The 21,287-nt window shown below is 59.3% G+C and carries 23 protein-coding genes; 11 read left to right on the top strand and 12 right to left on the bottom strand.

What is annotated here, in order from left to right; all coding sequences use genetic code 11:
- Positions 1 to 92 precede the first annotated feature (92 nt).
- Complete coding sequence (gene msrB, locus ICY20_RS04795) at positions 93 to 485, bottom strand: peptide-methionine (R)-S-oxide reductase MsrB (protein WP_159958171.1); 393 nt, start codon at positions 483 to 485, stop codon at positions 93 to 95.
- 202 nt (positions 486 to 687) lie between these two features.
- Between msrB and ICY20_RS04790 the strand changes: the two genes are divergently transcribed.
- Together ICY20_RS04790 and htpX are read left to right on the top strand one after the other, a co-directional pair.
- Positions 688 to 1,899, top strand: a complete 1,212-nt coding sequence (locus tag ICY20_RS04790; RefSeq protein WP_135287838.1) for a pyridoxal phosphate-dependent aminotransferase — start codon at positions 688 to 690, stop codon at positions 1,897 to 1,899.
- Between the two features lie 304 nt (positions 1,900 to 2,203).
- Positions 2,204 to 3,091 (top strand): protease HtpX, encoded by an 888-nt coding sequence (htpX, locus tag ICY20_RS04785; protein WP_159958169.1) that lies wholly within the window; start codon positions 2,204 to 2,206, stop codon positions 3,089 to 3,091.
- Positions 3,092 to 3,252: 161 nt separating this feature from the next.
- Here htpX and ICY20_RS04780 read toward each other — a convergent pair whose 3' ends face one another.
- Positions 3,253 to 3,909 (bottom strand): thiopurine S-methyltransferase, encoded by a 657-nt coding sequence (locus ICY20_RS04780; RefSeq protein WP_194937030.1) that lies wholly within the window; start codon positions 3,907 to 3,909, stop codon positions 3,253 to 3,255.
- 104 nt (positions 3,910 to 4,013) lie between these two features.
- Between ICY20_RS04780 and ICY20_RS04775 the strand changes: the two genes are divergently transcribed.
- Positions 4,014 to 4,781, top strand: coding sequence for a DODA-type extradiol aromatic ring-opening family dioxygenase (locus ICY20_RS04775; RefSeq protein ID WP_194937029.1), 768 nt, complete (start codon positions 4,014 to 4,016; stop codon positions 4,779 to 4,781).
- Positions 4,782 to 4,976: 195 nt separating this feature from the next.
- On the opposite strand, the gene ICY20_RS04770 is transcribed toward ICY20_RS04775, so the two are convergent.
- Positions 4,977 to 6,650 carry a DEAD/DEAH box helicase gene (locus ICY20_RS04770; RefSeq protein WP_159958163.1) on the bottom strand — a complete coding sequence of 558 codons (1,674 nt, stop codon included), beginning with the start codon at positions 6,648 to 6,650 and terminating at the stop codon, positions 4,977 to 4,979.
- 424 nt (positions 6,651 to 7,074) lie between these two features.
- Between ICY20_RS04770 and ICY20_RS04765 the strand changes: the two genes are divergently transcribed.
- Entirely contained in the window at positions 7,075 to 7,866 is a 792-nt protein-coding gene (locus ICY20_RS04765) for a crotonase/enoyl-CoA hydratase family protein (protein ID WP_159958161.1), read from the top strand.
- Positions 7,867 to 7,981: 115 nt separating this feature from the next.
- Here the strand turns inward: ICY20_RS04765 and ICY20_RS04760 are convergent, their stop codons facing one another.
- Positions 7,982 to 8,737, bottom strand: coding sequence for a spermidine synthase (locus ICY20_RS04760; protein ID WP_159958159.1), 756 nt, complete (start codon positions 8,735 to 8,737; stop codon positions 7,982 to 7,984).
- A gap of 124 nt (positions 8,738 to 8,861) precedes the next feature.
- On the opposite strand from ICY20_RS04760, the gene ICY20_RS04755 reads away from it, so the two are divergent.
- A complete protein-coding gene (locus ICY20_RS04755) occupies positions 8,862 to 10,208 on the top strand; it encodes a class II 3-deoxy-7-phosphoheptulonate synthase (RefSeq protein ID WP_124527722.1) in 1,347 nt (448 codons plus the stop codon).
- 103 nt (positions 10,209 to 10,311) lie between these two features.
- On the opposite strand, the gene ICY20_RS04750 is transcribed toward ICY20_RS04755, so the two are convergent.
- Positions 10,312 to 11,532 (bottom strand): winged helix-turn-helix domain-containing protein, encoded by a 1,221-nt coding sequence (locus ICY20_RS04750; RefSeq protein WP_159958157.1) that lies wholly within the window; start codon positions 11,530 to 11,532, stop codon positions 10,312 to 10,314.
- A 44-nt stretch (positions 11,533 to 11,576) separates the two neighbouring features.
- Positions 11,577 to 11,771, bottom strand: a complete 195-nt coding sequence (locus ICY20_RS04745; protein WP_194937028.1) for a DUF1127 domain-containing protein — start codon at positions 11,769 to 11,771, stop codon at positions 11,577 to 11,579.
- Positions 11,772 to 11,841: 70 nt separating this feature from the next.
- On the opposite strand from ICY20_RS04745, the gene ICY20_RS04740 reads away from it, so the two are divergent.
- Positions 11,842 to 12,723, top strand: coding sequence for a LysR family transcriptional regulator (locus ICY20_RS04740; RefSeq protein WP_159958153.1), 882 nt, complete (start codon positions 11,842 to 11,844; stop codon positions 12,721 to 12,723).
- Here the strand turns inward: ICY20_RS04740 and ICY20_RS04735 are convergent.
- Positions 12,713 to 13,462: a sulfite exporter TauE/SafE family protein gene (locus ICY20_RS04735; RefSeq protein WP_159958151.1), complete on the bottom strand. Its 750-nt coding sequence runs from the start codon at positions 13,460 to 13,462 to the stop codon at positions 12,713 to 12,715. The two genes, ICY20_RS04740 and ICY20_RS04735, sit on opposite strands and share 11 nt — an antisense overlap.
- Before the next feature lie 109 nt (positions 13,463 to 13,571).
- Between ICY20_RS04735 and ICY20_RS04730 the strand changes: the two genes are divergently transcribed.
- From ICY20_RS04730 to ICY20_RS04720, 3 genes are all read left to right on the top strand, one after another.
- Positions 13,572 to 14,522: a LysR family transcriptional regulator gene (locus ICY20_RS04730; protein ID WP_159958149.1), complete on the top strand. Its 951-nt coding sequence runs from the start codon at positions 13,572 to 13,574 to the stop codon at positions 14,520 to 14,522.
- An 80-nt stretch (positions 14,523 to 14,602) separates the two neighbouring features.
- The gene (locus ICY20_RS04725) at positions 14,603 to 15,055 is read left to right on the top strand and encodes a MarR family winged helix-turn-helix transcriptional regulator (protein ID WP_194937027.1); all 453 of its coding nucleotides are present in this window, start codon (positions 14,603 to 14,605) and stop codon (positions 15,053 to 15,055) included.
- Between the two features lie 265 nt (positions 15,056 to 15,320).
- Positions 15,321 to 15,740 carry an organic hydroperoxide resistance protein gene (locus tag ICY20_RS04720; protein WP_017734413.1) on the top strand — a complete coding sequence of 140 codons (420 nt, stop codon included), beginning with the start codon at positions 15,321 to 15,323 and terminating at the stop codon, positions 15,738 to 15,740.
- Positions 15,741 to 15,806: 66 nt separating this feature from the next.
- Here ICY20_RS04720 and ICY20_RS04715 read toward each other — a convergent pair whose 3' ends face one another.
- Both ICY20_RS04715 and earP read right to left on the bottom strand, forming a co-directional pair.
- On the bottom strand, positions 15,807 to 16,379 hold the full coding sequence (locus ICY20_RS04715; protein WP_122485907.1) for an elongation factor P: 573 nt from the start codon (positions 16,377 to 16,379) through the stop codon (positions 15,807 to 15,809).
- 49 nt (positions 16,380 to 16,428) lie between these two features.
- Positions 16,429 to 17,562: an elongation factor P maturation arginine rhamnosyltransferase EarP gene (earP, locus tag ICY20_RS04710; protein WP_194937026.1), complete on the bottom strand. Its 1,134-nt coding sequence runs from the start codon at positions 17,560 to 17,562 to the stop codon at positions 16,429 to 16,431.
- Positions 17,563 to 17,694: 132 nt separating this feature from the next.
- On the opposite strand from earP, the gene ICY20_RS04705 reads away from it, so the two are divergent.
- Positions 17,695 to 18,063, top strand: coding sequence for a hypothetical protein (locus tag ICY20_RS04705; protein ID WP_159958143.1), 369 nt, complete (start codon positions 17,695 to 17,697; stop codon positions 18,061 to 18,063).
- A gap of 5 nt (positions 18,064 to 18,068) precedes the next feature.
- Positions 18,069 to 18,551, top strand: coding sequence for a GreA/GreB family elongation factor (locus ICY20_RS04700; protein WP_194937025.1), 483 nt, complete (start codon positions 18,069 to 18,071; stop codon positions 18,549 to 18,551).
- Between the two features lie 154 nt (positions 18,552 to 18,705).
- On the opposite strand, the gene cysB is transcribed toward ICY20_RS04700, so the two are convergent.
- The 3 genes from cysB to ICY20_RS04685 form a co-directional block, all read right to left on the bottom strand.
- Entirely contained in the window at positions 18,706 to 19,680 is a 975-nt protein-coding gene (cysB, locus tag ICY20_RS04695) for an HTH-type transcriptional regulator CysB (protein WP_017734418.1), read from the bottom strand.
- Positions 19,681 to 19,784: 104 nt separating this feature from the next.
- Positions 19,785 to 20,285, bottom strand: coding sequence for a universal stress protein (locus ICY20_RS04690; protein WP_194937024.1), 501 nt, complete (start codon positions 20,283 to 20,285; stop codon positions 19,785 to 19,787).
- Between the two features lie 71 nt (positions 20,286 to 20,356).
- Positions 20,357 to 21,274, bottom strand: a complete 918-nt coding sequence (locus tag ICY20_RS04685; protein WP_159958137.1) for a 5'-nucleotidase — start codon at positions 21,272 to 21,274, stop codon at positions 20,357 to 20,359.
- Positions 21,275 to 21,287: the final 13 nt, after the last annotated feature.

The following is a 21,287-nucleotide window of genomic DNA, read 5'->3' as shown; positions in this document are numbered from 1 at the left end:
ATTTATATAGCTTAAACCGTAATCAATTTGGGAGGGGCGATGCGACGATTCGATCGACCCCCTCCCACATTTTGACCTGCATACCCTTCGATTTAGCGGGGGACGAAGTCCAGGCACACCGAGTTGATGCAGTAGCGCAGCCCCGTCGGCGGCGGGCCATCCGGGAACACATGGCCCAGGTGTGCATCGCACTTGGCGCAGGTGACTTCGGTACGGATCATGCCGTGGCTGACGTCGCGAATCTCGATCATCGCGCGCTCGGCAATCGGCTCGTAGAAGCTGGGCCAGCCGCAGCCAGCATCGAATTTGGTACTGGAGTCAAACAGCGGCTCATTGCAGCAAATGCAGTGGTAAACGCCGTCCGTGGTGGTGGCATTGTACTTGCCGGAGAACGGCCGCTCGGTGCCCTTGAGACGGCACACCTGGTACTGCGCCGGGTCGAGCATGTCCTGCCATTCCTGAAGGGTTTTCTGCAACTTTTCCATCGATACACCTCGGCAACTGAAAAACCCTGATCTGTATCTTTTCGCTGGATCAGGTGGCACGTATGATTGCGCCTCTTCAAAACGCCAGTCTGGCACCCGCGCTACCGGCATTCAAACGTATTTATGGGTGCGGGGCCCGCAGGATTCACAGTACGGTAGTGCCCCTATCGTCTGGATCGTTCATTTTCAGGATCACATCGCCATGCAGGTCAGCAAATCGAACAAGCTCGCCAACGTCTGCTACGACATTCGCGGCCCAGTGCTCAAGCACGCCAAGCGCCTGGAAGAGGAAGGCCATCGCATCCTCAAGCTGAACATTGGCAACCCGGCGCCGTTTGGTTTCGAAGCGCCGGACGAAATCCTCCAGGACGTGATCCGCAACCTGCCGACTGCCCAGGGCTACAGTGACTCCAAGGGCCTGTTCAGCGCGCGCAAGGCGGTGATGCAGTACTACCAGCAAAAGCAGGTCGAAGGCGTCGGCATCGAAGACATCTACCTGGGCAATGGCGTGTCCGAGCTGATCGTGATGTCCATGCAAGCCCTGCTCAACAACGGCGACGAAGTGCTGGTACCCGCGCCGGACTACCCGCTGTGGACCGCCGCCGTAACCCTGGCCGGCGGCCACCCGGTGCACTACCTGTGTGACGAAGGCGCCGACTGGTTCCCGGACCTGGCCGACATCAAGGCCAAGATCACACCGAACACCAAGGCCCTGGTGATCATCAACCCGAACAACCCGACCGGTGCGGTGTACTCCAAAGAAGTGCTGCTGGGCATGCTTGAGCTGGCACGCCAGCACAACCTGGTGGTGTTCTCCGACGAGATCTACGACAAGATCCTCTACGACGATGCCGTGCACGTGTGCACCGCCTCCCTGGCGCCAGACCTGCTGTGCCTGACCTTCAACGGTCTGTCCAAGTCCTACCGCGTGGCGGGCTTCCGCTCCGGCTGGATCGCCATTTCCGGCCCCAAGCACAATGCCCAGAGCTACATCGAAGGCATCGACATGCTGGCCAACATGCGCCTGTGCGCCAACGTGCCAAGCCAGCACGCGATTCAGACCGCCCTCGGCGGCTACCAGAGCATTAACGATCTGGTCTTGCCCCAAGGCCGCTTGCTGGAACAACGTAACCGCACCTGGGAGTTGCTCAACGCGATCCCCGGCGTGAGCTGCGTGAAACCCATGGGCGCGCTGTACGCCTTCCCGCGTATCGACCCCAAGGTATGCCCGATCTTCAACGACGAGAAGTTCGTACTCGACCTGCTACTGTCGGAAAAACTGCTGGTCGTTCAGGGCACAGCGTTCAACTGGCCGTGGCCGGATCACTTCCGCGTGGTGACGCTGCCACGTGTGGATGACCTGGAAATGGCCATTGGTCGCATCGGCAACTTCATCAAGTCTTATCGCCAGTAACGGATGTAGCGCTGTACGACCGGCATTCGGTCGTACAGCGAGTATCTGGCAACACTTCTCTACCCTGCCCTCTCACTTTCACGTCAGCGGCACTCGCTTGCCCACCGCCCCCCTATAATCACGGGGTTGCAAGGCAGCGGCGAGCTAATCAGCCGGCCTTTTCATTGTGGGAAAAACCCTTCAAGGCTCTACATTCATGCTGTAGGACACAGTTTGAAATAGTCCCTCGGTTGAATAGCCCCAAGCCGCACCTTATATACCCCGCAGTACGCGACATATTAAGCATGAGGAGAACTCTACAACCATGATGCGCATCCTGCTGTTCTTGGCCACTAACCTGGCGGTCGTGCTGATTGCCAGCATCACCCTGAGCCTTTTCGGCTTCAACGGGTTCATGGCGGCCAACGGGGTTGATCTCAACCTCAATCAGCTGCTGATTTTCTGTGCGGTCTTTGGTTTTGCAGGCTCGCTGTTCTCGCTGTTCATCTCCAAGTGGATGGCGAAGATGAGCACCAGCACCCAGATCATCACCCAACCACGCACCCGCCATGAACAATGGCTGATGCAAACCGTGGAGCAGTTGTCTCGGGAGGCCGGCATCAAAATGCCCGAGGTGGGGATTTTCCCGGCTTACGAGGCCAACGCCTTCGCCACGGGCTGGAACAAGAACGACGCGCTCGTCGCCGTCAGCCAAGGGCTTCTGGAGCGTTTCTCGCCCGATGAAGTCAAGGCAGTGCTGGCGCACGAGATCGGCCACGTGGCCAATGGCGACATGATCACCCTGGCGCTGGTGCAGGGCGTGGTGAACACCTTCGTGATGTTCTTCGCACGGATCATCGGCAACTTTGTCGACAAGGTGATTTTCAAGAACGAGGAAGGTCGCGGTATCGCCTACTTCGTGGCGACCATCTTTGCCGAAATAGTCCTGGGCTTCCTGGCCAGCGCCATCGTGATGTGGTTCTCGCGTAAACGTGAGTTCCGCGCAGACGAAGCCGGCGCTCGCCTGGCAGGCACCAGCGCAATGATCAGCGCGCTGCAACGCCTGCGCTCGGAACAGGGCCTGCCGGTGCATATGCCCGACAGCCTGACCGCCTTTGGCATCAACGGCGGCATCAAGCAGGGCCTGGCTCGCATGTTCATGAGCCACCCGCCGCTGGAAGAGCGTATCGACGCACTGCGTCGTCGGGGCTGATAGCCAGCAACACAAAAAGAAGGGGGCGATCTGATCGCCCCCTTTTTTTGCCCGCTGGATTGTGCGTCAAGGCTTCTGCCATCATCGCGGGCAAGCCCGCTCCCACATTTGGAATGCACTCTCCTGTGGGAGCGGGCTTGCCGGCGATGGCGATGGGATTGTCAGTGCTTGATCAACAGATACACACGCTCCTCAAGCCGTGTGACGCCGTCCTGCACAAACTTCCAGCTCTCACCCAGGATGTCTTGTTCCTGCAACACCTCCAGCGCCCAGTGCGCTCCCAGCAATACCTTTACTTCCTCATCTGCCACCGCGAACGGTGGCCCGGCTTTTAGTGCCTGCTCGTAATCAAGCGTAATCAATAGCACTTGGCAGCCTGGTCGCAACACGCTATTGAGGCGTTCGGCGTATTGCGCGCGCATCAGCGGCGGCAAAGCGATCAGCGCGGCGCGGTCATACAGCGCAGAGCAATCGACTAGAACCTCAGCCTCCAATGCAAAAAAATCACCACACCAAATCTCGATCAAACCCGCCTGATACACCTTGAACACACCCTGGCGGGTAATACGTGGCGTCAAGTTCTGCTCACTGAAAAAAGCCTCAACGGCGTGCTCCGACAACTCCACACCCATAACCCGCAGGCCTTGGCTGGCGAGCCACATAAGGTCCAGGCTTTTGCCACACAACGGCACCAGCACCTTGGCGCCCTCAGCGAGGGCCAACCGCGGCCAGTGTCGTTGCAGGTAAGAGTTGACCTCAGGCAAGTGAAAGCCGATCTGATTGCGCGCCCAGCGCTCCTGCCAAAACTTAGGCTCCATGAGTCACCCCAGAAAATTCGATCAAATAGCGCTAAAACTTATATTAGATTTAGATCAATGATCTGATTGAAGATGGGCCCATGTTAACGCTCAGGACCCTACTTATGTTCCCTAGCCTGTTTATCTCCCACGGTTCTCCCATGCTCGCGCTACAACCCGGTGCCAGCGGCCCGGCGCTTCAACGCCTCGCGGCCGAAATGCCACGCCCCAAAGCGATCGTGGTGGTGTCGGCGCACTGGGAAAGCCATGAATTATTGGTCAGCGGCGGCAATGCCCCGGAAACTTGGCACGACTTCGGCGGTTTCCCCCGCGAATTGTTTGCCGTGCAATACCCGGCGCCCGGCGATCCGCAACTGGCCACCGAGATTGTCGAGCTACTGCACGCCGACGGCTTGAATGCCCGTATCGATGAGCGTCGCCCCTTTGACCACGGCACGTGGGTGCCACTGTCGCTGATGTACCCGGCAGCGGATATCCCGGTGGTGCAGGTTTCGCTACCCAGCCGCATGGGCCCTGCCCTGCAAACACGGGTCGGGCATGCGCTGGCCAGCTTGCGCGAGCAAGGTGTGTTGTTGATCGGTTCCGGTAGCATCACCCACAACCTGGGTGAGCTGGACTGGCACGCCGGCCCAGAGAGTATCGAGCCCTGGGCACGGGATTTTCGGGATTGGGTGGTAGATAAGCTAACCGCCAATGACGAGGCGGCGCTGCACGACTATCGGCGGCAAGCACCTCATGCGGTCCGCAGCCATCCCAGTGACGAGCATCTACTGCCGCTGTACTTTGCGCGAGGCGCTGGCGGTGATTTCAGCGTGGCGCACCAAGGCTTCACCATGGGAGCTCTCGGAATGGACATCTACCGTTTTGGCTGAAACAAATCAAAATGTGGGAGGGGGCTTGCCCCCGATAGCGGTGGGTCAGCAGACACATCCCTCACTGAAATACTGCTATCGGGGGCAAGCCCCCTCCCACATTTGATTGGGGATTGATCCAAAATAGGCAAGGCAAAAAAAATCCCCGAACCAGTCGGGGATTTTTTATGTGCGATCAATCAGCCCAAGGGCAGATCAATCTTCGCGGTAGCGACGCAGTTTGAGCTGCTTACCGGCAACGCGCGTGTCTTTGAGCTTGGCCAGCAATTTTTCCAGACCGTCTTCCGGCAGCTCCACCAGGGAGAAGCTGTCACGGACCTGGATGCGACCAATGGCTTCACGTGCCAGGCCACCCTCGTTGAGGATAGCGCCCAGCAGGTTCTTGGCAGCGATACCATCACGCGCGCCCAGCGCGGTACGGCAACGAGCACGGCCTTCAGCCAATGGAACCGGAGCGCGACGCTCACGATCACCACGGTCTGGACGGTCGCCAGTACGCTCAGGACGATCACCGCGTGGCGCGCTGTTCGGAACCAGTGGGCGTTCTTTCTCGATAGCTGCCAGGGTCAGGGCCTGACCGTTGGTCGCTTTGCGCAGCAGGGCTGCAGCCAAGGCACGTGGGGTGCAGCCGATATCGGCGGTCAGGCGGTCCAGCAGGTCGCCGTGGGTCGATTCAGCGTCAGCCACCAGAGGCGACAGGCTGTTGGTCAGTTTCTTGATGCGAGCATCCAGAACGGCCTGAGCATCCGGCAGGCGGACTTCGGCAACTTTCTGACCGGTTACACGCTCGATCACTTGCAGCATGCGGCGCTCACGTGGAGTCACCAGCAGCAGTGCACGACCTTCGCGACCGGCACGGCCAGTACGGCCGATACGGTGAACGTAGGACTCTGGATCGTAAGGCATGTCAACGTTGAACACGTGGGTGATACGTGGAACGTCGAGGCCACGAGCAGCAACGTCGGTCGCTACAACGATGTCCAGACGGCCATCCTTGAGGGAGTCGATAACGCGCTCACGTTGGTTCTGGGCGATGTCACCGTTCAGCGCAGCGGCTTTATAGCCTTTGGCTTCCAGGGCACTGGCCAGGTCCAGGGTCGCTTGCTTGGTGCGCACGAACATGATCAGGGCGTCGAAGTCTTCGACTTCCAGCAGGCTCAATACAGCCGAGGTCTTCTGGTCAGCGTGAACCAACAGGTGAGCCTGTTCGATCGCGGTAACGGTCTGGGTTTTGGTCTGGATCTTGACGTGCTCTGGGTCACGCAGGTGACGCTCGGCAATGGCACGGATCGACTGTGGCAGGGTAGCCGAGAACAGTACGGTCTGACGGGTCGGTGGCAGTGCCTTGAAGATGACTTCCAGGTCATCCATGAAGCCCAGCTTCAACATTTCGTCAGCTTCGTCCAGAACCAGGTGGTTCACGGTCGACAGGACTTTTTCGTCACGACGCAGGTGGTCGCACAGACGGCCCGGCGTGGCGACAACGATCTGTGCGCCATTACGGATTGCTTTCAGTTGTGGGCCCATAGGCGCGCCGCCGTAAACGGCCACAACGGTAACGCCTGGCATTTGCTTGGCGTAGGTTTCGAAAGCGGTTGCTACTTGCAGCGCCAACTCACGGGTTGGCGCCAGGATCAGGGCTTGCGGCTCGCGCTTGGCAGGATCGATGCAGTGCAGGATAGGCAGGGCGAAGGCGGCGGTTTTACCGGTACCGGTTTGCGCCTGGCCAATCATGTCCTTGCCGGCCATGATGATCGGGATCGATTGCTGCTGAATCGCCGAAGGTTCTTCGTAGCCAGTCGCGATGACGGCAGCAAGAATGTTCGGGTTAAGATTAAAAGCGGCGAAGCCGCCGGTTTCCTGGGTCATGGGTCTGCCTCTAAGTGCATCCGCAAAGACCCATGCTCCAAAGCTGCGCATGCCGTGTTGAGACTCAAGAGTCGCCCTGGCTGCTTTGTCGGCGGGGATTTGCGAAAACGAATGAAAGAAAAAAGATTCGTCAAGGGAGAGTCCGCTGTGCGGACGTGCAGCCGAAGCTGACTTCGGGGAATTGCGCTACCTAAACGCGGCCCGGTTAAAGGCCGGCGCGCACTATACCGGAAATACCTGAAAAAGGGAGCTTTTTTTATCCCAATGCACCGATATACCGCGCTGCGTCACAGTCTTTGCAGATAACACAGCCAGGGTCTATTTTTCAAAGGCCCGGCGCTGCTGGTCATAACGCTTAAACGGTTCACCTAACCTTTGCGACCTTTGGTCCGAAACCCTTCCCAGCGCCCCGAGGGCACACCCCATGAATCAAGCCAGCAGCAGTCGCGTCAGTCGTGAGTTACAGGGCCACGTCCTGTTGTTGGGCCTGGATCGGGTGGCCAAGCGCAATGCCTTCGACCTGGATCTGCTCAATGAGCTGAGCCTGGCGTATGGCGAATTTGATCGAAATACCGAGGCACGGGTCGCCGTGGTGTTTGCCCACGGCGAGCACTTCACCGCCGGGCTGGACTTGGCGAATGTCAGCGCGGTGATGGCTGGCGGCTGGCAACCCCCTTTGGGCGGGTGCGATCCGTGGGGTGTATTTGCTGGCCCGCGTGTGAGCAAACCGGTGATCGTCGCCGCTCAAGGTTACTGCCTGACGATTGGTATCGAGTTGATGCTGGCGGCAGATATCAACCTTTGCGCCAGCAATACCCGCTTTGCCCAGATGGAAGTGCAGCGTGGGATCTTTCCGTTTGGTGGTGCGACATTGCGCCTTCATCAGATTGCCGGCTGGGGCAATGCGATGCGCTGGCTACTGACCGGCGATGAGTTCGACGCCCATGAAGCGCTGCGCCTCGGGCTGGTGCAGGAAGTGATGGCCAGTGAAGATTTGTTGCCTCGCGCTGTCGAACTCGCCAACCGCATTGCGCGCCAGGCGCCATTGGGTGTCCAGGCGACGTTGATGTCGGCACGGTTGGCGCGGATGGAAGGGGAAACCGTGGCGGCTGCGGCGTTGCCGCCGATGGTGGCTAAATTACTGAACAGTGAGGATGCCAAGGAGGGGGTGCGGGCGATGGTTGAGAAGCGGCCGGGGGTGTTCAAGGGTATTTGACTGTCTTGAGACGGCCATCGGGGGCAAGCCCCCTCCCACACTTGACCGAGTTCCAATGTTGAAATGCGGTCGAATGTGGGAGCGGGCTTGCCCGCGATGGCGTCGGCAGAGGCAACTAGGTAGCCGGCCGAATCGCCTTGATCAACGCCTGCAACGAATACCCCAAACGTGGCGCCAGGGCCTCGGCACGGGCCGAAAGCGCTTCAAGATCCAACTCCTGATCCAGTTCCGAAGGCACCAGCAAAATCACATTGCCCTCCTTCACCGGCAATTCCCAATAATGCCGGTGATACAACCCACGCAACAACGCTGCGCCCAGTGGCTTGCCATCATCGGTGGCCCACTGGTTGATTACCAGCCAGCCGCCGGGGTTGAGCTTCTTCTGGCAATTCTCCAGAAAACTCCAGGCCAGGTGCCCGACACCCGGGCCGACATCGGTATACAGGTCGACAAAAATCAAATCAGCGGATTCGGCAGTCTCCAGCAATTGCAGGGCGTCGCCAATGCGGATATACAGGCGCGGATCGTCGTCCAGCCCCAGGTACTCGATGGCCAAGCGCGGTACATCCGGGCGCAACTCGATCGCTTCCACATCTTCCAGCGGCAGAAACTTGAGGCACGCCTGGGTCAGCGTGCCGGCGCCCAGGCCGAGGAACAACGCACTCTCGGGCTGCTCATGGCACAGCGCACCAATGAGCATGGCGCGGGTGTAATCGTACTCCAGCCAGCTAGGGTCAGCAGTGAACACGCAGCTTTGCTCGATGGCGTCGCCGAATTCGAGAAACCGGTAATCGGCCACTTCGAGCACACGGATCATGCCGAAGTCATCATGGACCTCGGCCAGCAGGTGCTCGACACGCTCCTCTGTCATCACTACTCCTAAAGGGTTTGCTGTACGCCAAAGGCGCGATTGTCGGCCAACCGGCGGCAACAGGTCACGCACTAATTGCTGATAACATTGGCGCCCGACCGTCAATCACCCTATCGAGTTCATGATGAGCCAACCCTGGAGCCCCGACAGCTGGCGCGCCCTGCCGATCCAGCAACAACCCCAGTACCCGGACGCTGCGCACTTGCTGCAAGTGGAGCAAAGCCTGGCCAGCTACCCGCCGTTGGTATTCGCCGGGGAGGCCCGCGAGTTGCGCCGTCAGTTTGCCGAAGTCACCCAGGGTCGCGCCTTCCTGTTGCAGGGCGGTGACTGCGCCGAGAGCTTTGTCGAATTCTCCGCCGCCAAGATTCGCGACACCTTCAAAGTGCTGTTGCAGATGGCCATTGTGATGACCTTCGCCGCCGGTTGCCCGGTGGTAAAAGTCGGGCGCATGGCCGGCCAGTTCGCCAAGCCGCGTTCGGCCAACGACGAAACCATCGACGGCATCACCCTGCCCGCCTACCGTGGCGACATCGTCAACGGCATTGGCTTCGATGAAAAAAGCCGTGTGCCCGACCCAGACCGCCTGTTGCAGTCCTATCACCAGTCCACCGCCACCCTGAACTTGCTGCGCGCCTTCGCCCAAGGCGGTTTTGCTGACCTGCACCAAGTGCACAAGTGGAACCTGGACTTCATCGCCAACTCCGCCCTGGCCGAAAAATACAGCCAACTGGCCGACCGCATCGACGAGACACTGGCCTTCATGCGCGCCTGCGGCATGGACAGCTCACCGCAATTGCGCGAAACCAGCTTCTTCACCGCCCACGAAGCACTGTTGCTCAACTACGAACAAGCCTTTGTACGCCGTGACAGCCTGACCAACGACTACTACGACTGCTCGGCCCATATGCTGTGGATCGGCGACCGCACCCGCCAGCTGGACGGCGCTCACGTCGAGTTCCTGCGTGGGGTGAACAACCCGATCGGCGTCAAGGTCGGCCCGAGCATGAACCCCGATGACCTGATCCGCCTGATCGACATCCTCAACCCGGACAACGATCCTGGCCGCCTCAACCTGATCGCACGCATGGGTGCAGGCAAGGTCGGCGACCACCTGCCCAACCTGATCCGTGCCGTGCAGCGCGAGGGCAAGCAGGTGCTGTGGAGCTCCGACCCGATGCACGGCAACACCATCAAGGCCAGCAGCGGCTACAAGACCCGTGACTTTGCGCAGATCCTCGGCGAAGTGAAGGAGTTCTTCCAGGTGCACCAGGCCGAAGGCAGCTATGCCGGCGGGATTCATATCGAGATGACCGGGCAGAACGTCACCGAATGCATCGGCGGCGCACGGCCAATTACCGAGGATGGTTTGTCGGACCGTTATCACACCCACTGCGACCCGCGGATGAATGCCGATCAGTCGCTGGAGTTGGCGTTTTTGATTGCCGAGACGTTGAAGCAGGTTAAGCGCTGAGATTGTTGTTGCCTTTTAGGGCCCCATCGGGGGCAAGCCCCCTCCCACCTTTGAATGTGTTCACGCATCAAAATGTGGGAGGGGGCTTGCCCCAGATGAGGCCCTAAAGACTAATCCCCATGGCAAGCCTTAACCGATCCGCACTCCCCCTCAGGCAATTAACCTGCACCCGCTCCAACCCCAGCCAATCCGCCATTTGCCGCAGATTCAGCGCCAACGCCAGCATCCCCTCCTCATCCAACCCCAGCTCTTCTTCATGCACCGCATGCACCGCTAGACAGCCATTGGCCCGCTCGGCCCGCAGGTCAACGCGAGCAGCAATCCGTTCGTTGTGCAAAAACGGCAGCACGTAGTAGCCGTACACCCGCTTGTCTTGCGGTGTGTAGATTTCCAGGCGATAACGAAAATCGAACAATCGCTCGGTACGGCTGCGCTCCCAGACCAGTGAATCGAAGGGCGATAACAAGGCGCTGGCGGTCACTTTGCGCGGTACTTTTGGCTCGGGCAGGCAATACGCCGGCTGCTTCCAGCCTTGCACCTGACAGGCCAGCAGTTGGCCGTCTTCCACCAGTTCAGCCAGGCGATTGCGGCTGTCGGCCGGGTCTAGGCGAAAGTAATCGCGCAGGTCCTTTTCGGTGCCCACACCCAATGCAGTTGCGCTGTGCAATAGCAAACCGCGCTGGGCTTGAGCCTCCCCGACAGTGCTGTGCAGGTGCTCACCGGGGATCACCCGCTCCGGCAAATCATAGAGGCGTTCAAACCCACGTCGACCGGCAACCGTCACCAAGCCTGCGGCGAACAGCCATTCCAGCGCATGCTTTTCATTACTCCAGTCCCACCAGGGGCCGGCGCGCTCTTCGCGGGTGGACAAACTGCCCGCCCCTACTGCGCCCTGCTGCTCGACGATCTTCAACACGCGCTCAATGATGGCTTGCTGCTCACGACCAAAGCGCGCCATCTGAGCATAAATCCCCAATCCCAACTTGGCCCGCTCCATGCGCCAGCGCATCAACGGGTACAACGCCATCGGCAGCAATGACGCCTCATGCCCCCAATACTCGAACAGCGAACGCCGCCGGCCCTGGCTCCAGGCGGCCTGCTCAAGCATCAATGGGGAGTAATTACCCAAGCGGGAAAACAGCGGCAGGTAATGGGAACGCACCACCGCGTTGACCGAGTCGATCTGCAACACGCCGAGACGTTCGATCAAGCGATTGAGGTGCGTGGGTTTAATCAGCGCCGGCACTTGGCGCCCTGAAAACCCTTGGGCTGCCAGCGCCATGCGTCGAGCTTGTTTGAGTGAAAAGCACAGGTCGGCGGGCATGGAATTCTCCAGGGAGGCTCGCCGACTACCCTACTGCATCCGGGTTACTTTCGCAGGGGGTCTTGCCACACCGGCAGTCGACGCTCCTGCTCCACATCGCCGCGGTTGAGCCCAATGTCCTTGAGTGCGTCATCGCTCAAGTTCGCCAGCAATTGGCGCTCATGCCACCGACACAGTGCATTCAGCATCCCGGTGAACGGCCGCTTCGTCATCAATATAAAACCTCTTTGACCTTTCATCTTCTCGCCCTCCCGTGGGGATGGCGCAAGTTTGAGCGGGCGCTTAAGATCAATCCAACGAATGTTTCTTATGCAATACATCTCAGAGATTCATGAATTGACGACCTTCCCAAGTATCGACACTGAAGTGCTGCGCACCTTCGTCGCCATCGCCGATCAGGGCGGTTTTACCCGCGCCGGCGAGCAGGTCAACCGCACTCAATCGGCGGTGAGCATGCAGATGAAACGCCTGGAAGAGGACGTGCTGCAACGCAAGCTGTTCGAACGCGATGGCCGTCAGGTGCGGCTGACGCCCGAGGGCCAGGTGCTGCTGGGCTATGCGCGGCGCATCCTGAAACTGCACAGCGAAGTGTTCAACACCCTGCGCGAGCCCCATATGGTGGGGTTGGTGCGCATTGGTACGCCGGACGACTACGTGATGCGCTTTTTGCCGGGCATTCTCAAGCCGTTTTCCAAGGCCTACCCGCTGATTCAGATCGAGATGCACTGCGAGTCATCCAACGTGCTGATGCAGCGCCGAGACCTGGCGCTGACCGTGATCAGCCGCGAGCCCGGCAATGAAATGGGTGAGTTGCTGCGCACTGAACGTATGGTGTGGGCTGGCGCGCCGTGCTTCTGCGTGGACGAACACGAGACCCTACCCCTCGCGGTTTCGGGTGCCGGCTGCCTCTACACCCAGTGGGCCCGTTCAGCGCTGGAGGCCGCCGGGCGGGATTACCGCCTGGCCTACCACAGCACCAACGGCGCTGCGATCCAGGCAGTGGTCAGCGCGGGCCTTGCAGTAATGATCAGCATGCAAAGCCTGGTCGCTGACGACCTGCGCGTGCTTGGCAGCGATGAGGGTTTGCCGCCGCTGCCGTCGATGAACCTGCATTTGCTGCGTAACCCACACATGACCTCGCCCATCACCGAATGCCTGGCCGAGTACATCATCGAGGGCTTTAAACTTTAAAGGCCAGCATCACTGCGCAGACCACCAGGAAGCCGCAAAACAAACCCCGCAGTGTGCGCTCCGGCAAGGCGTGGGCAACTTTCACGCCCCAACTGATACTGAGCAGGCCGCCCACCGCCAGGGGCACGCCGATCAGCCAGTCCACCTCGTGGTGCCAAGCGTAGGTCACCAAGGTCACTCCCGTACTCGGCAGCGCCAACGCCAATGACAGACCTTGGGCAACTACCTGAGTGGTGCCAAACAGGCTGGTCAGCACCGGCGTGGCGATCACCGCACCACCCACGCCAAACAACCCCCCCATCGACCCGGACGCGGCGCCAAGCACGCCCAGCCACGGCCAGGAATAACGCATCTGGGCGGTGGGCGGTGCATTGCGGGTAAACATGCGCAGCAGGTTATAGGCCGACAGTGCCACCAGAAACGCGATAAAGCCGATGCGCATCAAGCCCGCATCCAGGCCCACTGCCCAGATCGAACCCAGCCACGCGAAGGCGAAGCCCATAACGCCCAAGGGCAATGCATGGCGCAGGTAGATGGGATTGCGCTGGTGATAACGCCACAGGGCCAGCATCACATTGGGCACCACCATCACCAACGCAGTGCCTTGGGCAATCTGCTGGTCCAGACCAAAAAACACACCCAGCACCGGGATCGCGATCAACCCGCCGCCGATCCCGAACAGGCCGCCTACAGTGCCCAACGCCACGCCCAACACCAGGTACAACGCTAAATCCAACACTTTCACCTACTCCCCAATCTCAAGGCTTGCATGCTACGCAGTCGTCTATGGCACGGAAACGCACAGCAACGCACAATGGCTGTGCCAATCTCGCATAAGCGCACAGTCGATGAACCCAAATACCCTGACCGATCAACTCAGTTTGTTTCTCGATGTACTGGAGACCGGCAGCTTTTCTGCCGCCGCGCGTCGTCATCCCCTGACACCTTCGGCCGTGGCAAGGCGCATCGATAGCCTGGAAAGCTCAGTAGGCAGCCAACTGTTCCAACGCAGCACCCACGCGGTAGTGCCGACCCCGGCGGGGCTGGCGTTTGCCGAGCGGGCGCGGCGCATCGTCCGCGAGCTGCAACTGGCGCGGGCCGAGGCGGTATCCCTGAGCCATGCACCAGAAGGTTTGATCCGCGTGGATGCACCGGCGGCGTTTGGCCGCAGGCACTTGGCACCGGTGATTGCAGACTTCCTCAACGTGTACCCCGGGCTGGATGTGCATCTGCATTTGATCGACAGCTTTGTGGACATGCAGGGCGCGCACCTGGGCAAGGTCGACCTGGTGCTGCGGGCTGGGCATATCGTCGATACCCGCTTGATCGCCACGCCCCTGGCCAGCATCGTGCGAATCGCCTGCGCCAGCCCGGCCTACCTGAAAAGCCGTGGCACGCCGACCCACCCTCGCGAGCTCAGCGAACACGACGGCCTTGATTGGGACGGCCTGGCACCGATGTTCGCCTGGCGATTTGAACTGGATGGGCGCCGCGCCACCTATCGCCCGCAACGCATTCGCATGAGTGCCAACAATGCCGAGGCCCTACTCTCCGGCGCCTTGGCCGGGCTGGGCATCGCCCACCTGCCTACCTGGCTGGCCAGTGAATATTTAGTCCGCGGCGAACTCCTGCCACTGTTTTGCGAAGACGGCTTGCCCAGCCCAGAGACCACGGGCATCTATGCCTTGCGCCTGGAACAACAACCCAACGCCCGCAGCCGTTTGTTGCTGGAATACCTGAAAACCCGTTTCAGCCCAATCCCACCGTGGGATCTCGCACTGCAAAGCGGCTTGATCTGAGTGCCTGGCCAGAATTGTCTGGCGCATTAAACATTTGCCCGCTAGATTTCAGCCCAGACACGCGTTCCCGAGGTACCACCATGAGCAAGAACCCCGCCCCCTGCGAATCCCTGATGCTGGACAACCAGTTGTGTTTCGCCCTGCATTCCACGTCGCTGCTGATGACCAAAGTCTACAAGCCACTGCTGCAAGCCCTTGGCCTGACCTACCCGCAGTACCTGGCCATGATGGTGCTGTGGGAAGAAGATAGTTTGACCGTTGGTGAAATCAGCAGTCGACTGCTGACAGATCCGGGCTCCCTTACTCCCCTGCTCAAGCGTCTGGAGGCTGAAGGGCTGTTGAGCCGTACCCGCAATCGTGAGGATGAACGGGTGGTGGTGGTGGAATTGACTGATGCGGGGTGCGCTTTGCAGGACAAGGCCATGGGGATTCCGCAGTGCATCCTGGGCGCCAGCGGGTTGGAGTTGGAGCAGTTGCGCAAGCTGCAGGCTGATTTGATTGCGCTGCGGGCCAACCTGCAGGCCAGCGTTTGACGCGGTAGCTCGGCCAGCCAATATCTCAAATGTGGGAGCTGGCTTGCCTGCGATGACGGTGTGACAGTCACCTAAGATTTTGACTGAGAAACCGCGATCGCAGGCAAGCCAGCTCCCACATTGGGTTTTGTGGTGTATCAGAAAACTGCACATCGCAAAATAATTTCAAAAATTATCTTGCGCGCTAAACATTAGCGCTATACATTCACCTCACCAACTACTTAGCGCGCAAACATTTAGCGCTACAAACCAAGAGGACCTCACCATGCAAACTCTCTACACAGCAGTAGCTACCGCAACCGGCGGCCGTGATGGTCGCGCTGTTTCCAGCGACAACATCCTCGACGTCAAACTCTCCACCCCCAAAGAACTGGGCGGTGCCGGTGGCCAAGCCACCAACCCTGAGCAACTGTTCGCCGCCGGCTACTCGGCCTGCTTTATCGGTGCGCTCAAGTTTGTCGCCAGCCAGACCAAACGTAAAATCCCGGATGACGCTTCGATCACGGCCCATGTTGGCATCGGTCAAATCCCCGGCGGTTTCGGCCTGGACATCGACCTGCACATCAGCCTGCCGGGCCTGGACCAGGACGACGCGCAAAGCCTGGTCGACGCCGCTCACCAAGTGTGCCCGTACTCCAACGCTACCCGCGGCAACGTTGATGTACGCCTGCACGTAACCGTCTGAATAAACAGTCGCCCATAAAAAAACCCGACTCAACGTCGGGTTTTTTTCGTATCGGCGGGGCCAGAATTACTTCTTGGCGCGGCCTTTGTACGAACCACCTTCGCGGGTGTCGATCTCGATCAGGTCGCCGATTTCGATGAAATCTGCAACGGCCAGTTCGGTACCGTTTTTCAGTTTGGCAGGCTTCATCACCTTGCCCGAAGTGTCACCGCGAGCGGAACCTTCGGTGTAGTCAACCTGACGCACGATAGTGGTCGGCAGCTCTACGGAAACCAGGCGGTCTTCGAAGAAGATAGCTTCGCAGACGTCTTCCATACCTTCTTCCACGAACGGCAGAACGGCTTCGATGTCTTCAGCGTTCAGCTCGTACATGGTGTAGTCGGTGGTGTCCATGAACGTGTAGGTGTCGCCGCTGATGAACGACAGGGTCGCTTCTTTGCGGTCGAGGATCACGTCGTCCAGTTTGTCGTCGGCGCTGTAAACGATCTCGGTCTTGTAACCGGTCAGCAGGTTCTTCAGCTTGGTCTTCATGATTGCGCTGTTACGACCAGACTTGGTGAACTCAGCTTTCTGAACCAGCCAAGGGTCGTTTTCGAGACGGATCACTGTACCGGGTTTCAGTTCTTTACCAGTTTTCATTGCATATATCCGAAATTTGGATGGGATTTACAAAATTCAAGGTGGCGTATCATATCCAACTTTCATAAAACTGTACCAGCGCCGTCGCAAGATCGGCCTGCAAGGCCTGTTCCAGACACCAGTTTTCAGCGTGCTGGTTCACTTCGGGCCAGTGCTCCAGCAACATTTTCCAGGCCTGCGCCATATCGCCATCAGTGTTCCAGGCTTGCCAAAGCGCAACCACTGCAGCGCCCGCAGCCGGCGACAAGGCGGCGGTGTAAAGCGCCAGGAAGGCATCAAGCTTGTCGAGGTGAATGTCCTCGTCCTGGCGATAGATGTGCCACAACAGCGGCCGGCCGGCCCATTGGGCGCGTACGAACGAGTCTTCGCCGCGTACCGCATTAAAGTCGCAGCACCACAGCAAGCGGTCATATTGTTCCTGGCGCACGAACGCCAGCACCTGCACCGTCAGAGCGTCGCGTTGATGGATATCCCCCGCCACCAGCCCTTCGACCCCAAGCCAACGCGCCACATCACCCAGGATTCGGCCCTCGGGCACCAATAGATGAGTGGCATAGCCGCTGGTCGATAACACGTCCAGCCAACGGGCCAGCCCGGCATTTTCGTAGGCAAACAATGAAATCAGCTGGGTACCCTCGGCAGGAAATACCCCCAGGGTTTGCAGGAATTGTCGCTGCGCAGCACCATCTTGCTGAAACGCCCGACGCTGCTCCAGCAAGTGAGTCTCGCGCAGCAGGCCGCCGGTGCCAGGGCGAAAACCAGGAAAGAAGAAGTACTTCTGCACACCTTTGTACTTCACCGAGGGCAAGCGATGACAGCCCACCACCCAGTCTTCGGCACTCAGGTAATCCAAATTCATCCATAGGGGTGCGCGTTCGCGCTCGGCCATGGCCTCCATATAGTCGGGCGGCAACTGGCAGGCGAATGCAGCGATCACCACATCCGCAGCGGGTGCACCCACCCATTCGGCCGGCCAGTGACGCACTTCGACACCCTCCTGCCACTGCAGACTCAACTGCACATCGATCTCAGGGCACATACGCTCGAAGGCGCGAAGGTCATCAACCCACAAGCGCACGTCACAACCATGCTCCGCCACCAACTGACGGGCCAGGCGCCAGGTCACGCCGATGTCGCCGAAGTTGTCGACGACGCTGCAAAAAATATCCCAGCGGGCTTTCATTCCGGGCTCCAACGCTCAAAGGCTCGATTGTCCGCATAAATGCGCGAATGCAGAAGGCTTGATCGTGATTATTCTGCACAGTGGCTGTGCGACAATCGCCGCCATGCCGTAAATGCCCGCCAGGAGGCAGTCATGTCTGATCGTCCGTTGTCGCTGCTCAAGCTGTGTGTCGCTATCGCCCTGGGCGTGTGGCTGGGGTTTATCGCCATTGCACTGACCACTTGGCTGGCGTCGCGCTATCTGTTCCCGCAAAGCCTTGCACCCGTGGCCCAGGCAGTTGAACAGTTGGCCAAGCCAACGGTGGTGACACCCGAGCCGCCCAACCGCATGTTCGAGCAATATCAGGAAAACCTGCATAAGCAGGAACAGCAGCAAACCCTGGACCAGGCCCGTAACAATGCGCGCAACCTATCCAACCCCAAATGCCAGTTCTGGCTGCAACAGGACCAGAACGCCCCCAACGAAAAGACCCGGACCAATGTCCTGCAATTCTGTGATTGATGACCATGAATAAACACGCCGTCCACCAGCTCGTGCTAGAGAAGCTCACCGTCGACCTCGGTATCGCCCAGCGCGCCGCACAGACCGCCTACGAAACCGCGACCCACGAAGAAAACATCGCGGAAAATAAATACGACACGCTGGGGTTGGAAGCTTCGTACCTTGCGGCTGGGCAGGCCAAGCGGGTCGAGGAAATCAAGCAGGCACTGGCGCTGTGCCAGAACATGCCACTGCGTGCCTACGATGATCAGCGAGGAATAGAGGTCGGCGCGCTACTGGGCCTGGAAGACGAAAATGGTCGCCAACAGTGGCTGTTCCTGGCGCCGGATGCGGCGGGGTTGAAAGTGGATGTGGTGGGCCAACCGGTGACCGTCATCACCCCGCGCTCGCCTCTGGGCAAAAGCCTGCTGGGCAAGTTCGAAGGGGATGAGGTGGAGATTCTGGTGGCCGGCGCTCGGCAACTGTTTACGGTCACCGAGGCCAAATAAACCAACCCCGCCGCAATTGTAGTGAGCGGGCTTGCCCCGCGCCGGGTGGCGAAGCCGCCCAACAAGGCCGCCAAGGTGTGTCAGGTGCACTGCGGTGCTAGGTTTTAGGGCGGCTTCGCCACCCAGCGCGGGGCAAGCCCGCTCACCACAGCACTCAGTGGACAGGCAGTTCAACACCTTCGAACAGCTCTTCGAGTTCCTGCTTGTTGTGGCACTGGATCGCCTTGGCCATGACTTCGCGAGTCAGGTGCGGCGCGAACTTCTCAATGAAGTCACACATGAAACCACGCAGGAACGTGCCGCGACGGAAACCGATCTTGGTCACGCTGGACTCAAACAGCTCACTGGCATCGAGTACCACCAGATCTTTGTCGAGGTTAGTGTCGACCGCCATCTTCGCGACGATGCCCACGCCCAAGCCTAGGCGCACGTAAGTCTTGATCACGTCGGCGTCGGCCGCGGTGAACACGACTTTTGGCGTAAGGCCGCGATGGCTGAAGGCTTCGTCGAGCTTGGAGCGGCCGGTGAAACCAAATACGTAAGTCACGATCGGGTATTCAGCCAAGGCTTCCAGGGTCAGCTTCGGCAGCTTGGCCAACGGGTGACCTTGGGGCACTACCACGCAACGGTTCCAGCGGTAGCACGGCATCATCACCAGGTCGCCGAACAGCTCAAGGGCTTCGGTGGCGATGGCGAAATCGACGGTACCGTCAGCGGCCATCTCGGCGATCTGCATCGGCGAACCCTGGTGCATGTGCAGGGCAACATCCGGATACTGCTTAATGAAATCGCGGATCACCGGCGGCAATGCATAACGTGCCTGGGTGTGAGTAGTGGCGATGGACAGGGTGCCCTTCTTCTCGTTGGAGAATTCCTGGGCGATCTGCTTGATGCTTTCGACTTTGCGCAGGATCTCGCCAGCGGTGGTGATGATACGCTCACCGGCCGGCGTGACGCGGGTCAGGTGCTTGCCGCTGCGGGCAAATACTTCGACACCCAGCTCGTCTTCGAGCAGGCGGATCTGCTTGCTGATACCGGGTTGCGAGGTGTAGAGGCTTTGAGCGGTAGCGGAAACGTTGAGGTCGTGGTGCGCCACTTCCCAGATGTAGCGCAGTTGTTGAAGCTTCATATGTGTCCCTCAAAGCAGATAGACGCCACGGGTATCAGCGACGGTATATAACTATATTAAAGGTTCGATGGATAAATCTAGAACTTTTTATCGTTTTCTAACCATCACACGTCATCACTGCGTCGACGTTGTAGCGAGGGCACCAGGTAAACCGGCACCGTAGACAACTGCAGCACCCGAGCAGCGGTGCGCCCAAGCGGCGTGGCCGCTGCGGTTGCATGGCTATGACTGCCGACAATAAGCAGGTCTACGGACAGTTTGCGCATCTGGTCGAGAATCACCTCGCAGGGGTCCCCCTGGATCACCCGTACCGAGCGAATCAACTTCAGGTCCTGCTCCTCGTCCCCCAATTCCTCACGAAAACTGTCCAGCACCCGCTGTTCGATGGTTGCCATCACGGTGGTCAACCCCTGGCTCTGCCATTCGCTCAAAGCCTTCTCATCAAGGTAGCTTTGTAACACCGATTCGGCGAACAGCCCGATGGGCTCGACGACGTGAATCACATACAGGTCCGCCTTGAACGTTCGCGCCAGCGCCAGTGCATGCTGCATTACATAAGGCGCGTAAAGACCCAAGTCTGTGGCGTACAACATCGAACGAATCATAGAACCCCCTGAAACTGCCAGGATGGCGGAGATGAAATGAGCTTAGCAGCGCCTCGCTGACTTCGACTGACTTAGCTCTCAGACTGAACCCTGACCTCATTACTGATACCGTGGGGCACGTGTCCGGTGGCCACGACTTCCCTGGCCTTTTCGCAATGACCGGCCTGGTCATCGAAAAACACATCGGCGGCGAAGGCTTCGAGAAACGCGGACTTCTCCAGCCCACCGAGAAACAACGACTCGTCCAGTCGAATATCCCACTCGCGCAAGGTGCGGATCACCCGCTCGTGGGACGGTGCCGAACGAGCGGTAACCAACGCAGTGCGGATCGGGCATTGGTCGTGCGCAAACTCTCGTTGCAGCAGATTGAGCGCCGCCAGGAAGCCTTTGAAAGGGCCGCCATGCAACGGCTGGCGCGCCGACTCCCGCTCGCTGGCCTGGAACGCTTCCAACCCGCCAGCCTGATACACGCGCTCAGACTCATCGGAGAACAGCACCGCGTCACCGTCAAAGGCAATCCGCAGTTCATCGCTGGAGGCCCGATTTGGGCCGCCCGACAAAATCGTCGCCGCGGCAAAACCAGCATCGAGGGCACTGCGTACATCTTCAGCATGGGTCGAAAGAAACAGATGGCAACCAAAGGCCGCCAAATAAGGATAAGGACTACGCCCTCCTACAAAAGCGGCGCGGGAAATATCCAAGCCGTAATGCTGGATCGAGTTAAACACCCGCAAACCCGTGTCCGCACTGTTGCGCGATACCAGCACCACTTCAACGCGGGCCCGGCCCAGGCTGGCATTAAGGCTCAGCAACTTTTTGACCAGTGCAAAAGCATCGCCGGTCTCGAGAATCTCTTCCTCATGTTCGATCTGGTATTTGCGGTAGGCCTCGACGCCTTGGGCCAGGTAAACCTTGTGGCTGTCGCTTAGATCGAACAGCGCGCTCGAAGAAATCGCCAGCACCAATTTGTCGCCCAATCCCTTTGCCATAAATATGCCCCTC

Source organism: Pseudomonas pisciculturae, from assembly GCF_015461805.1.
Classification (GTDB): Bacteria; Pseudomonadota; Gammaproteobacteria; order Pseudomonadales; family Pseudomonadaceae; genus Aquipseudomonas; species Aquipseudomonas pisciculturae.
This window is presented reverse-complemented; position numbering and strand designations above follow the sequence as displayed.